The sequence below is a fragment of the Hyphomicrobium sp. genome, assembly GCF_020852195.1.
Taxonomy (GTDB): domain Bacteria; phylum Pseudomonadota; class Alphaproteobacteria; order Rhizobiales; family Hyphomicrobiaceae; genus Hyphomicrobium_C.
The window spans coordinates 1-13,860 of record NZ_JADZBI010000233.1 but is presented as its reverse complement, the minus strand read 5'-3'; the positions used below and the strand labels follow the sequence as shown (position 1 = coordinate 13,860).

At 65.1% G+C, this 13,860-nt stretch carries 9 protein-coding genes and 1 pseudogene; 2 read left to right on the top strand and 8 right to left on the bottom strand.

Annotation, left to right across the window (positions count from 1 at the left end; translation table 11 throughout):
• Nucleotides 1-217, top strand: a pseudogene (locus IT540_RS19105) (hypothetical protein); the annotation flags it as partial.
• Nucleotides 218-240: 23 nt separating this feature from the next.
• Here the strand turns inward: IT540_RS19105 and IT540_RS19100 are convergent.
• The 8 genes from IT540_RS19100 to IT540_RS19065 form a co-directional block, all read right to left on the bottom strand.
• On the bottom strand, nucleotides 241-582 hold the full coding sequence (locus IT540_RS19100) for a hypothetical protein (protein WP_291181393.1): 342 nt from the start codon (nucleotides 580-582) through the stop codon (nucleotides 241-243).
• Nucleotides 583-975: 393 nt separating this feature from the next.
• Nucleotides 976-2,409 carry a dihydrolipoyl dehydrogenase gene (gene lpdA / locus IT540_RS19095; protein ID WP_291181392.1) on the bottom strand — a complete coding sequence of 478 codons (1,434 nt, stop codon included), beginning with the start codon at nucleotides 2,407-2,409 and terminating at the stop codon, nucleotides 976-978.
• Nucleotides 2,410-2,415: 6 nt separating this feature from the next.
• Complete coding sequence (locus IT540_RS19090; protein ID WP_291181391.1) at nucleotides 2,416-3,684, bottom strand: 2-oxo acid dehydrogenase subunit E2; 1,269 nt, start codon at nucleotides 3,682-3,684, stop codon at nucleotides 2,416-2,418.
• A gap of 54 nt (nucleotides 3,685-3,738) precedes the next feature.
• On the bottom strand, nucleotides 3,739-6,396 hold the full coding sequence (aceE, locus tag IT540_RS19085) for a pyruvate dehydrogenase (acetyl-transferring), homodimeric type (protein ID WP_291181390.1): 2,658 nt from the start codon (nucleotides 6,394-6,396) through the stop codon (nucleotides 3,739-3,741).
• 154 nt (nucleotides 6,397-6,550) lie between these two features.
• A complete protein-coding gene (locus IT540_RS19080) occupies nucleotides 6,551-8,932 on the bottom strand; it encodes a molybdopterin cofactor-binding domain-containing protein (protein WP_291181389.1) in 2,382 nt (793 codons plus the stop codon).
• Nucleotides 8,933-8,935: 3 nt separating this feature from the next.
• Nucleotides 8,936-9,388 carry a (2Fe-2S)-binding protein gene (locus IT540_RS19075; protein ID WP_291181388.1) on the bottom strand — a complete coding sequence of 151 codons (453 nt, stop codon included), beginning with the start codon at nucleotides 9,386-9,388 and terminating at the stop codon, nucleotides 8,936-8,938.
• Nucleotides 9,389-9,490: 102 nt separating this feature from the next.
• Nucleotides 9,491-11,215: a PQQ-dependent dehydrogenase, methanol/ethanol family gene (locus tag IT540_RS19070; protein WP_291181387.1), complete on the bottom strand. Its 1,725-nt coding sequence runs from the start codon at nucleotides 11,213-11,215 to the stop codon at nucleotides 9,491-9,493.
• Between the two features lie 60 nt (nucleotides 11,216-11,275).
• Nucleotides 11,276-11,896 carry a Rieske (2Fe-2S) protein gene (locus IT540_RS19065; protein ID WP_291181385.1) on the bottom strand — a complete coding sequence of 207 codons (621 nt, stop codon included), beginning with the start codon at nucleotides 11,894-11,896 and terminating at the stop codon, nucleotides 11,276-11,278.
• A gap of 655 nt (nucleotides 11,897-12,551) precedes the next feature.
• On the opposite strand from IT540_RS19065, the gene IT540_RS19060 reads away from it, so the two are divergent.
• Nucleotides 12,552-13,860, top strand: a 1,309-nt coding sequence (locus IT540_RS19060; RefSeq protein ID WP_291181383.1) for a porin, incomplete at its 3' end; no start/stop codon positions are given.

Sequence of the window (13,860 nt, the reverse complement as noted above, 5' to 3'; positions counted from 1 at the left end):
CGGCGCGACGCAGGAGGAGGCGCTCATCGCCGCGCAGAAGTGGTGGTCGTCCCGCGCCGGTGCCCTGGGCCGTGGCTACGAGAACTGGGACAACGCCGACAATCAGTCGCTCGAATGCAGCCAGGACGGCAAGGGGCAATTCTACTGCAGAGCAACCGCCCGGCCGTGCCTTCCCGAGGGAACATTGCCCGAGAACCTGCCCAAGATGGATATGTGAAGCGCGCCTGTCTCCGCGAGGAATCACGCGCGCGTGTCGCTACGGCGCACCTTCAACATCGCGCGGACCCAGAGCACGAGGTAGGCGAGCAGGAGGATCATGAACGGCACCGTGATCCAATCCGAGAGACGCATGCCGAGATCCGTATCGATGACGCCGAAATGCTGCGCGAGGCTGGTGATCGCCAAGAGCGACAAGGCGACCAGCATCAGGTCCCCGGTGAAGTTGAGATAAGACTCCGCGGCGTAATATTTCCTGAGCGAGCCTTCCGGCGGCTTGGAGCCGGTGAATAGGCTCCGCAGCGCGAGCGGGAACACCACGAATGCAACGAAGCCGCAGATGACGAGTTGGAGCGTGGTCAGCATGGATGCCTCCGGAACGATGTGCGGCCGAGGTAATGACACTTGATCCGTCAGCTGGAAGTTCCTCCTGGGACAGTTGGGCGCCTTTTTTATCGTGGCTCCTCTGCGCTGTCGCACGAGGATCCTGCTGCCGTGGGGCGTGTGGAAGCTGGCGTGGGTCCCGGCCTTCGCCGGGATGACGGTGGGTTTGTGGCGCGCGGCTCGCCTCCTCTCGACGTCATCCCGGCGAAGGCCGGGACCCACGCAAGTCTCCCGCGCGTAGCTTGCCCAGGCGCGATTCCGCAAAGTCGAACGCTAGTGCAAGACCAGCTTTGATTGAACTGAGATCGCGCTCCAGCCTTTTGATGAGACCGATGATTCACGCTTCGGACTGATAGCGTCCGAAGCGATCATGGTCTAGACGCCGCGTGCTTTTCGCGGTGGCATCAGGTCGGTGATCGTGCCCTCGAACATCTCGGCCGACTGGGCGATGGTCTCAGACAGCGTGGGATGGGGGTGAATCGTGCCGGCGATGTCGGCGGCGTCCGCGCCCATCTCGATCGCAAGCGCTACCTCGGCGATGAGATCGCCGGCGTTGGGGCCGACGATGCCGCAGCCGAGCGTTCGGTGCGTCTCCGGATCGAAGAGCACCTTGGTCAGGCCCTCGTCGCGCCCAAACGAGAGTGCGCGGCCGGAGGCGGCCCACGGGAAGCTGCCCTTGCCGTACGCTACGCCCGCGGCCTTAGCCTCGTTCTCGGTCAGGCCTACCCATGCCACCTCGGGGTCCGTGTAGGCCACGGAGGGGATGACGCGGGCGTCGAACGCGGCGTTGAGGCCCGCGGCGGCCTCGGCGGCGACTTTGCCCTCGTGCACGGCCTTGTGGGCGAGCATCGGCTGGCCCACGATATCGCCGATGGCGAAGATGTGCGGGACGTTGGTGCGCATGCGGCCATCGACGGGGACGAAGCCGCGCGCGTCGACCGATACGCCGGCTGCTTCCAGGTTCAGCGTGCGGCCGTTGGGAACGCGCCCAACGGCGACGAGGATCTTGTCGAAGGTCGTGCTGGAGGGTGCGTCCTTGCCGTCGAAGGTGACAGTCAACCCCTCAGTGCCGGGCTCGACCTTCGTTACCTTCGTTTGCAGATGGATGGCCTCGTAGCGCGCGGCGATGCGTTTCATGAGCGGGGCGACGATGTCGCGATCGGCGCCGGGGATGATCTGGTCCATGAGCTCGACCACGGTCACCCTGCTGCCGAGCGCGTGGTAGACCGTCGCCATCTCGAGGCCGATGATGCCGCCGCCGATGACGAGGAGTCGCTGCGGGACATCCTGCAGATCGAGCGCGCCCGTGGAGTCCAGCACGCGGCTGTCGTCGTGCGGCACGAACGGCAGTTGTGCGGGCTCGGAGCCCGCGGCGACGATGGCGTGCGCGAAGGCGATGCGTTTCGTCGTCCCGTCGTGCGCGACCTCGATCTCGTGCGGCGAGACGAAGCGGCCGATGCCGGTGGCGACGGTGACCTTGCGCTGCTTGGCCAGCGCAGCGAGCCCCGAGGTGAGCTTCGAGACGATCCCGCCTTTCCAGCCGCGCAGCTTGTCGAGATCGATGGGTGGCCGGGTGAAGCCGAGGCCGGCGGCGGACATCTCGTGCGCCTCCTCCAGCACCTTGGCGGCATGGAGCAGAGCCTTCGACGGAATGCAGCCGACGTTGAGGCACACGCCGCCAAGCACTGGCGCGCGCTCCACGAGCACCACCTTCTTGCCGAGGTCGGCGGCGCGGAATGCAGCGGTGTATCCCCCCGGGCCGGCGCCCAGAACGAGGATGTCCGCTTCGAGATCAGGCGTTGCTGTCATGGAGACCTAGAGGACGAGCTGACGGACGTCGCTGAGAATCTCGGCGAGGCGGCTTGCGAAGCGGGCAGCGAGCGCGCCGTCGATCACGCGATGATCGAATGACACGCACAGCGGGAGCATGAGGCGGGGCGTGAAGCTTTCGCCGTTCCATACGGGCCGTATGGTTGCGCGCGCGACGCCGAGAATGGCGACCTCCGGCGCGTTGACGATGGGCGTGAAGCTGGTGCCGCCAATGCCGCCCAGGCTCGAGATCGAGAAGCTCGCGCCCTGGATGTCGGACGGCGCAATCTTTCCCTCCCGCATGCGCTGGGAGGTTGCGGCGAGCTCCTGGCTGAGCTCGAGGATGCGCTTGCGGTCCACGTCCTTGATCACGGGCACGACGAGCCCGTCCGGCGTGTCGACGGCGACGCCGATATTGTAATAGTGCTTGAGGATGAGCGATTCGCCGTCGGGCGCGAGCGAGGCATTGAAATCCGGGAACTGCTTCAACGCCACCACGCTGGCCATCATCAGGAAGGGCAGCATCGTCACGCGGTAGCCCTTGATCTTGGCGTCGGTGTCGAGCTGCTTGCGGTAGATCTCGAGATCGGTGATGTCGGCCTCGTCGGCGTGCGTCACGTGCGGGATGTTGAGCCAGGCACGATGCAGATGCGGGCCTGAAAGACGCTTCAGCCGCGTCATGGGCTGCACCGTGATCGGTCCGAACTTGGCGAAATCCTGCTCGGGGATCTGAGGCACGGCGAGGGCATTGCCTTTCGCGGGGCCGCCGCCGAGCGCGGCTTTGACGTCGGCCTTCGTGATGCGCCCCTTCTCGCCGCTGCCCTTGATGCTGGTCAGATCGATATCGAGCTCGCGCGCCAGGCGCCGCACGGACGGGCTCGCGTTGACGCCGCCGAACTCGGTAGGTGCGGGGAGGGGGCTCGCGTCGGACGGCTTCGCCGCCGCCGTCTCGGGAGCCCGCTGCGGCTCTGCGGCCGGCGGGGGCGCCGTGCGCTGCTCAGGAACAGCGTTACCGCTGGTCGCCCGCGTTGCCTGGCCTTCGGACTCCAACTTGAGGATCAGGCTTCCCTCGCTGACCTTGTCTCCGATGTTGACCAGGATCTCGCTGACCTTGCCTGCGGACGGGGCCGGCACCTCCATGGTCGCCTTGTCGGATTCGAGGGTGATCAGCGGGTCTTCGGCCTTTACGGCGTCGCCCTTTTTGACCAACACTTCGATCACGGGGATATCGGCGAAGTCGCCGATGTTGGGCACTTTCACTTCGATCAGGGACATGCGGTTCTCCACGCTGCCGTTTCGGCTGCGGCTCCTCGCCTACGGGTGGGCGGTCTAGATTTTCACGGGGTTCGCCTTGTCGGGGCGGATGCCGTACTTCGACAGCGCCTCCGTCACGACGGTCGAGGGAATCCGGTTCTCGTCCGCCAGCGCCTTCAGCGCCGAGACGGCGACGAAATGCCGGTCGACCTCGAAATGGAAGCGAAGCTTGCGGCGGTAGTCGGAGCGTCCGAAGCCGTCGGTGCCGAGCACGCGATAGGTGTTGGGCACGAACGCGCGCACCTGCTCGGCGAACGTCTTCGTGTAGTCCGTCGCCGCGATCACCGGGCCGGAGCTGCGCTCTGAGACGAGCCCCGTGACGTAGGGCGTGCGCGGCTTCTCCTCGGGATTGAGCAGGTTCCAGCGCTCGATCTCCTGCGCCTCGCGGGCGAGCTCGGTGAAGCTGGTGACGCTCCAGATGTCGGCGGACACGCCGAAGTCTTTCTCCAGAAGCTCGGCGCCGGCGATGACCTCGCGCAGGATGGCGCCCGAGCCCATCAGTTGCACCTTGTGCCGACCATCTCCGCCTGCCTTGAGCAGGTACATGCCCTTGATGATGCCGTCCTCCACGCCTTCGGGCATGTCGGGGTGCTCGTAGTTCTCGTTGAGCACGGTGATGTAGTGGAAGATGTCCTCCTGCTTCTCGACCATGCGCACGAGGCCGTTGCGGATGATGACGGCCAGCTCATAGGCGTAGGTCGGGTCGTAGGAGACGCAGTTGGGGATTGTCGCGGCCATCAGGTGGCTGTGTCCGTCCTGGTGCTGCAACCCTTCGCCGTTCAACGTCGTGCGTCCCGACGTGCCGCCGATCAGGAAGCCGCGCGCGCGGCAGTCGCCGGCCGCCCATGCGAGGTCGCCGATGCGCTGGAAGCCGAACATCGAATAGAAGATGTAGAAGGGGATCATCGGCACGTTCGAGGTCGAGTAGCTCGTGGCGGCGGCGATCCACGACGACATGGCGCCGGCCTCGTTGATGCCCTCCTGCAGCATCTGGCCCTGGCGGTCCTCGCGGTAGTACATCAGCTCGCCTGCATCGGAGGGACGGTAGAGCTGGCCGACCTGGCTGAAGATGCCGAACTGGCGGAACATGCCCTCCATGCCGAAGGTGCGGCTCTCGTCCGGCACGATCGGCACCACGCGCGGCCCCAAGGTCTTGTGCCGCAGCAGCGCGGAGAGCAGGCGCACGAAGGCCATGGTGGTCGAGATCTCGCGGCCGGACGTGCCCTTGAGCAGTGGCTCGAACAGCGACAGCTCGGGAGCGGGCAAGCTCTCGGAGCGGCGGCGCCGCGACGGCAGGAAGCCGCCGAGCGCCTCGCGCCGCGCCCGCAGGTACTTCATCTCCTCCGAGTCCTCCGCGAAGCGGATGAAGGGCAGCTCGGCGACCTGATCCTCGGGAACGGGAATCTGGAACCGGTCGCGGAACTGGCGCAGCGCGTCGATCTCCATCTTCTTCTGCTGGTGCGTGATCATCTGGGCCTCGCCGGCATTGCCCATACCGTAGCCCTTGACGGTCTTAGCGAGGATCACGGTCGGCTGGCCACGGTGCTCGACCGCGCGCTTGTAGGCCGCGTAGACCTTGGACGGGTCATGCCCGCCGCGGGTCAGCTTCCAGATCTCGTCGTCGCTCCAGTCGGCGACCATGGCCGCCGTCTCCGGATAGCGGCCGAAGAAGTGCTCGCGGATGTAGGCGCCGTCCTTGGACTTGAAATCCTGATACTCGCCGTCGACGCATTCCTCCATGAGCTGGCGGAGCTTGCCGGAGCTGTCCTGCGCCAGCAGCGCGTCCCACGTGGATCCCCAGATCACCTTGATCACGTTCCAGCCGGCGCCGCGGAATACGCCTTCCAGCTCCTGGATGATCTTGCCGTTGCCGCGCACGGGCCCGTCGAGGCGCTGTAGGTTGCAGTTCACGACGAAGATCAGGTTGTCGAGCTTCTCGCGCCCCGCGAGCGCGATGGCGCCGAGGCTTTCGGGCTCGTCCATCTCGCCGTCGCCGCAGAACACCCAGACGTGCCGGTTGTCGGTGTCGGCGAGGCTGCGGCCGTGCAGGTACTTCAAGAAGCGCGCCTGGTAGATGGCCATGATCGGCCCGAGCCCCATGGAGACGGTGGGGAACTGCCAGAACTCGGGCATCAGCCACGGGTGCGGATAGGAGGAGAGGCCGCTGCCGTCGACCTCCTGGCGGAAGTTCGTGAGCTGCTCCTCAGTGAGGCGGCCTTCGAGGAAGGCGCGCGCGTAGATGCCGGGCGAGGAGTGGCCTTGGATGAAAAGGAGATCGCCGCCGTGTGTCTCAGACGGCGCGTGCCAGAAGTGCTCGAAGCCGGTGTCGTAGAGCGTGGCTGCGGACTGGAAGCTCGCGATGTGGCCGCCGAGCTCGGACGACATCTTGTTGGCGCGCAGGACGATGGCGGCGGCGTTCCAGCGGATGGCCGAGCGGATGCGGTGCTCGACCTCGCGCACGCCGGGGTGTGCCGGCTCCTCGTCGACCGCGATCGTGTTCACGTACGCCGTATTGGCGGCGAAGGGTAGCCGCGCGCCGGAGCGCCGTGCGACCTCGACGGCGCTGCTTAGGACATCGTCGGCGTGGTGCCTGCCCTCGAACGCGAGCACGGACGATATGGCGTCCTCCCATTCGCGGCGCTCCGCATTCTTGTCGTCGATGTGGTCGTGCATGGGAATGATGGCCTCACGTTCATCAGCTCGCCGCGAAGCAGGGCGCGCCTGCTCCGCGGCGAATAGCTTGTCCGATTCCGCGGATCAGGCGGGCTCAGCTTACGTTTCCAGGAGACGTCTTCTTGGGCGCGCGCTGCGCCATCGGAATTCGATCTCAGGCATCGATGCGATCCCCCGCCGGGAGGCTCCTGAGCCGCTTGCCGGTGGCGGCAAACACCGCGTTGCACAGTGCGGGCGCGAACGGTGGCACGCCGGGCTCGCCGACGCCGGTCGGGTAGTGCGCGGGCGCTGTCGGCTCGATGATGTGCACGTTGACCTTCTGCGGGAAGTTCGACATGCGCGCGACCTCGAAGTCGCTGAAGTTCGACTGCTCGACGCGGCCTTCCTTGAACGTGATGCGGCTGTAGAGCGCCGTCGACATGCCCATCACCGCCGCGCCCTCGATCTGCGAGCGGATGCGCTCGGGGTTGATGTAGAGCCCGCAGTCGATCGCAGCGGTCACCTGCGGCACCCGGATGATGCCCTTGTCGTCGATCTCGGCGTGCACGACCATGGCGACATAGGTGACGAACGAGCGATGGACCGCGATGCCGAGCCCCTGCCCCGGCGGCAGCGTCTTGCCCCAGCCGGCTTTCTCGGCGGCAACGTTGACGACGTTCTTCAGGCGTGCCGTGTCGATGGGGAACTCCGGGTAGGGCTCGCCGTAGTTCCAGAAGTCCTCCGGCATGCCTGCGGCCTTGGGATCGATCTTGCGGTCCGAACCGATCAGCTCGATCAGCATGTCCTTCGGATCGCGGCCGAGCTTGTGGGCAAGCTCGGCAACGAACGACTGCACGGCGAAGGCGCGCGGAATGTTCGATACGGAGCGGAACCAGCCGATCCGCGTGTGGGCGAACGCCTGGCCGTTCTCGCAACGGATGTTCGGAATCTCGAACGGCATGTCGACGAAGCCCATGCCGTATTCGATGTTGAACTGGTAGCCGCTGTCCTCGGCGAAAGTGGAAAGGATGGACGGGGCGACCGTGCGGTGCCGCCATCCCACGACCTTGCCAGATTTGTCGAGGGCGGCCTCGATACGTTCGACCGATGTCGTGTGATAGAAGGCGTGCTGCAGGTCATCCTCTCGCGTCCACTGCAGCATCACGGGCGCACCGCCGAGCTTCTTCGAAAGCTGTACGGCCTCGAGCACGAAATCGCATTTCGACTTGCGGCCGAAACCGCCGCCGAGCAGCGTGACATGAACGGTCACGTTCTCGATCGGCACCTCCAACGCCTTGGCGATGTCCTCGCGCGTGCCGTAGGGGCTTTGCGCGGGGGCCCAGACCTCGATCTTGCCGTCGACGATGCGCGCGAGGGCTGCCGGAGGCTCCATGGCCGCCTGCGCCATGTGGTCTTGGGAATACTCTGCGGAGAATACCTCCGCGGCGCCGGCGAACGCAGCGTCGGGGTCGCCCTGGTTGCGGATGACCTTGCCGGGCTTGCGGGCCGTCGCAACCATCTCCTCGCGGTAGCTCGTGGAGGTGTAGCCCGCGTGGCGGCCGTCGTTCCACTCGATAGTCAGCGCTTCGCGGCCCTGCATGGCGGCGTACGTGGATTTCGCAACGACCGCGATGCCGCCGAGGGGGGCGAATTTCGCCGGCGGCGGGAAGCCTTCGATCTCGTGCACGGCCTCGACGCCGGGCACCTTCAGCGCCTCGGCGGCGTCGAATTTCTTCACCTTGCCGCCGACCACGGGAGGCCGGGCGATCACCGCGTACTTCATTCCTGGCAGGCGCACGTCGGCGCCATAGACCGCAGCACCAACCGTGATGTCGTGCAGATCGACGATCGGAGTCTTGCCTTTGCCGATATAGAGGAAGTCCTCGGGCTTCTTGAACGCGAGCTTCTCGCGCGGCGGCACGGGCAGGCTCATAGCCGCCTTCGCCAGCTCGCCGAAGCCGATGCGCGTGCCGGTCTCGACTGTCTCGCCCTTGGTCTTGCCCTCTTTCAGCAGGACGACGTGATGGTTCTTGGCCTTGCAGAGCGCCTGGTCGACGCCCCACGTGGCGGCCGCGGCGGCCTCCAGCATGTAGCGCATGGCGGCGCCGCACTCGCGCATGGGCTGAATGAAATGGCGGACGCTGCGGGAGCCATCCGTATCCTGGTTTCCATAGCGTGGCTCGTCGCCGGGCGCCTGTATGACGCGCACGCGCGACCAGTCCGCCTCCATCTCGTCGGCGACGACCATGGGCAGGCTGGTCCTGACGCCGGTCCCCATCTCGGAGCGGTGGCCGACGATGGTGACCAGTCCGTGCGTGTCGATGGCCACGAACACGTGCGGGTCGTTGACGACGCCGCGCGGCATGCCCGCGGCTCCGGTGGGATAGGCCTCGAAGGCGTCGGCGACGCCACCGGGGATCACCTGAAGCGCCAGCACCACGCCGGATGTCTTCAGAACGCCGCCGATGAAGCTGCGCCTGCTGACATTCTCGATCAGGGCCTCAGAGCCGATCTTGCGCCCTTGCGCGCGAGCTGCCTTCTCCAGGTAGTGGTACATGTCCTACACGCCTCCCGCCGCCAGGCGAACAGCCGCGTGGATGCGCTGATAGCAGCCGCACCGGCAGATGTTGCCCGCCATCTCCTCGACGATCTCGCCATCGCTCGGGGCGCGGTTTCTGGTCAGGAGCGACGCCGCCTGCATGATCTGCCCAGCCTGGCAGAAGCCGCATTGCGGCACGTTCAGCTCACGCCAAGCCTTCTGCACGGGGTGGCTGCCGTCGGCCGACAATCCTTCGATGGTCGTGACGCGCTTTCCTGCGGCCTCGCCCACGGTGGTCAGGCAGCTCCGCGATGCGACATCGTCGACATGCACGGTGCATGCTCCGCAGAGGCCCGCACCGCAACCGAACTTCGTTCCCGTAAGCGCGAGCTCGTCGCGGACGAACCAGAGCAGCGGTGTGTTCGGATCGCCGTCGAACTCGCGATCCTGGCCGTTGACATTGATGGTAAGCATCGATTCCGACGTCCTTTCCGCGATCGACGGTCGTTGGTGGCAATCCGACCCGCACCTAGAGAACGATGCGGGTCGGGTGCATGCCTTCAGTCGAAGCCCGGATCAGTCACCGAGCGCGAAGACCCAGACCGAGCCGCCCTCAGGAACCGACTTCTCCCAGCCTTCCTGAGTGTGCATCTTGCCCTGGATCCACTGCGCGTCGACGCCGTAGCCCGAGACAACTGCGATGTACTGCTTGCCGTCGACGGAGAATGCGCTCGGCGGCGAGATGATGCCCGACGGGGTCGGGAACTGCCAAAGCAGCTTGCCAGTCTTCTCGTCGTAGGCGCGGAACAGACGGTCGTTCGTGCCGCCAGCGAACAGCACGCCGCCGCCGGTGGTCAGGATCGAGCCCCAGTTCCAGGAACCCGGGTAGGTTTCACGCCAGACCTCCGTGCGGTCATCGACACTCCAGGCCTGGATGCCGCCGATGTACTTGAAGCCCTTGGTGATCTCGAGGTCGAGGCGGTTGATGTCCACGCCCGCCGACCATTGACCGGGCAGAATCGGCTGGATCATGCCGGTCAGGGTCATGCAGTGATTGTCGTTGAACGGAATGTAGAGCATCCCGCTCTTCGGGCTGTAGGCTTCATACGGCCAGTCCTTGCCGCCCCAGAGGCTCGGGCAGTACGTCGCGGCCTTGCCGGTCTTGGGGATGGCCTCGTCGTTGTAGGTCGGGCGGCCCGTCTTCGGGTCGATAGACTTGAAGACGTTGTTGTGCACGTACTTCTCGGCGTGAGAGAACGTGATCTTGACCTTGTCGTCGCGGTCCAGCCAGTACAGCACGCCGTTGCGCTGCGCGCTGATCAGGCCCGGAACCTTCTTGCCGTCGCGATTGAACTCGACGAGCGTCGGGGCGTTCATGGCGGCCCAGTCCCAGCCGTCGTTATAGTGGTACTGGAAGTGACCGACGATGTCGCCGGTGTCCGGATTGATAGCAAGGCTCGACGCCACGTACAGGTTGTCGCCCGGACGCTGGTCGGCGATCCACGGTGCGCCGTTTCCGACGCCCCAATAGATCACGTCGTTCTTGGCATCGTAGTTGCCCGGCATCCACATGGTGCCGCCGCCGTTCTTCCAGGCGTCCTTCCATTCGCCTTCCTGCGGCCAGGTCTCCGAGCCAGGCTCGCCCGGCGCCGGAATGCTGTAGCGTGTCCAGGCCAGCTTGCCGGTCTCGGCGTCGAAGGCCTTGATGAAGCCGCGCACGCCGAACTCGCCGCCGGACGGACCGATGATGATCTTGCCCTTCACGGCAAGCGGCGCCGAGGTGATGTAGGCGCTTTCCTTCTCCCAGTCGCAGACCGTCTCTTCCCAGACCTTCTCGCCGGTCTTGGCGTCGAGGGCGGTCAGGACACAGTCGATGCTGCCGACGTAGACCTTGTCGCCCCAGAGCGCGACGCCGCGATTGGTCCTGTGCAGTGCGCCCAAGCCTTCGGGCGTCTCGCGTACGTAACGCCACAGAAACTTGCCGGTCTTCGCATCGAAGGCCAGCACGTTGTTGTGCGGCGTTGCCACGAACATGTAGTCGCCGTTGATGACGGCAGGCGCCTCGTGGCCCGAGTTCACGCCTGTGGCGGCGGACCATACCGGCTTCAGCTTGCTCACGTTGTCGGGCGTGATCTGATCGAGGGGCGTGTAGCTCCAGCCCTCGTAGTTGCCCTTCGTCAGCAGCCAGTTCTCCGGCTCGGGGTTCTTGAGCCGGTCGTCGGTGACCGGCTTATAGTCGGCCGCCTGCAATGAGGACGCCGCGATCAAAGCGAGCGCAGCGACGGATAGTCGTAGTTTCATTGAGCTTTCCTCCCAAATTTTTGATGCTTCAAATTGCGCGAGGTGCGGTGGTCGCCCTCACTACACTGGCGGCCCGATCGGACCGTTCAGTTTCCCTGCCACCACCAACGTACCGTCGGTGATGGTCACCGGCAGCATGGCCAGCCTGCGCGTCGCAGGCCCTTGCACCACTTTGCCGTTATTGCCGATGTCGAATGTCGAGCCATGGCAGTTGCAGATGGCCATGCGCGGGTTCTCGTGTTGGCCCGAGATGGGGCAGCCCTCGTGCGTGCAGATCGCCGAGTAGGCCACGATGCCTTCCGCGGCGTGAGGCTTCGTGGATGGATCCAGATCGTCTGCGTTGACCCGCATGAGCATGAGAAGGTTGCCCCGCGACGCGAGGATCTTCTCCGTGCCCGGGTCCTTCGGGTAGACGAGGAGTGGGGCCTCACCGACCTTGACATCGTCGGGAACGACGACATGCCCCTCCTTATCGCCGGTCATGAAGACGAATTGGTCTCCTGGCTGCGGCTTGGAGCTGCGCGCATCCTGGGCGCTCTCCGCCGGCGAGCACACGAGATAGCCGGTCGCCGCGAGGCAGCCGGAAACAGCAAGTCCCTGTATGAGAGTGCGGCGGCCCAACGCGCACGTGTCCGCATCCTCTCGACTGGCCTGGTGGCCAGGTCGTGTCTTCTTCAACATGTTCCTCCCCAATCTGCGTCTTGGCGCGCGATACGGATGGGAGGCCGCCTGATTGCGACCTCCTACCCGCAAAAGGCACGGGAGCATGAATCATGCCAGAAGAAATTTCTCATCAAGACGCGTTTTCTTGAGATTGAGCTAAGGCCCGAAAAACGCGCGTAAATTTGAGCGATTTTGGGGAGACCATTTGGCTCCGGAATCGGGCTCTAGGGGTCTTTTCCCCCATCTCGAGATAACGGCGATCCGTAGACCACGTTACATGCTAGGCGGTGTTTGATGTCACAGTGTAACGCCTGGGGTTTCCGTGGCCGAAGGGATACCGCGGGTTGCGGCTAATATGTTGTTGCTTATCGAGCACAGTACTTCGGCAACCGACGATGCCCGGCCCCCTTCATCAGCAGGTTATGGGGTCTAATTCATTGTGAAAGCTGCGTTTTCTCGGGTGCTATACACTAATGTCGGGACCTGCCCTCTGCACCTATGCAAATCGTGCTTTTGTTGGCACACCATTTGCCTAGTGGATGTTCGGACGGGAGTGGACACGAAGTAAGCGCGTAGAACCAATAGTCCTATCTCGGAAGGCGCAGATTTCGGAAGGGAGAGAAAAATGCGTGGGGGACGTAGACTGCTATTCTCCGCGGGGGTCATGGTGGGCATGACCGCTGCAATGCTTGCGAGTGGCGGGGCGCGGGCCGCCGATCTCGGAGGTAACTGCTGTGCGGACCTGGAGGAGCGTATCGCCGAGCTCGAGGCGACCACGGTCCGCAAGGGGAACCGCAAGGTTTCGATCACGATCTCCGGCTGGGTCACCCAGCAGATCATGGGCTGGGACGACAGCATCAACTCGGATGCCTATGTCGGAACCAGCTTGAACGACCTCGGCGACCGCCTGCATTTCGACGGCAGCGCCAAGATCAATGCCGAGTGGTCGGCGGGCTACAGCCTGCGCTTCGACGTCACCGGCGAGAACGGCTTCATTCAGGACGCCAACAACGACGATGGCGGCAGCGGGCCTCCGGGCAACCTCAACTCCTACTGGTGGATCAAGAGCGAGCGTCTGGGCCGCATCTCGGTCGGCCGGCAGAGCCAGGCCTCGGACGATACCTGGGTCGATCTCTCGGGCGCTGGCAGCATCTTCGCCGCCAACCTCGTGATCTTCGACGGCCAGAACTTCCAGCTCGTCCCCGAGGGCACCAGCTCGCGCGCGAAAGCACGCTGGGGCGATATCGCCACCTGCTACACGGTCGGCGTCGGCATCTTCGCGGACTGCGCCGGCGACCGCACCAACAGCGTGCGCTACGATACGCCGACGTGGAACGGCTTCGTGTTCTCGACCTCCTGGGGCGAGGACGACTTCTGGGACGTGGCGCTGCGCCACAACGGCCAGTTCGGCGCGTTCAAGACGGCGTTCGGCATCTCCTACAACGACAACTCCGACAACCGCGTCGCCACCTTCACCGACTCGACGCTGCTGCAGGTCAACTTCGCGTTCCTGCATGAGCCCTCGGGCATCTTCGGCAGCGTGCACTGGGGCCACGAGAACCCGGACGGCTTCAAGGACAGCGAGCAGCTCTACCTGAAGGCCGGCGTGCGCGCCAACCTGGTGCCGCTCGGCGCCACGGTGTTCTACGGCGAGTACGGTCGCGACGAGGACATGTTTGGCGGCCTCAACGGCGGCGCGGCGATCAGCGGCGTGACCGGGCTCTGCGACGGCTTCGCCGGCACGGGCGGCAACATCGATGCCGCCTGCGGCGGCAACCCCGCCACCCCCGGCGTGGCCACCGGCTCGTCGTTCGAGCGCTTCGGCTTCGGCGTGGTGCAGGAGATCGATGCGGCGTCGATGGCGCTCTGGCTCAAGTACAAGAACTACAGCGCGGATCTCGACTTCACCGCCGGCGGCGTGTCCGGATCGGAGGACTTCGAAGACCTCCACATCTACGCCTTCGGCGGAGCGATCTTCTTCT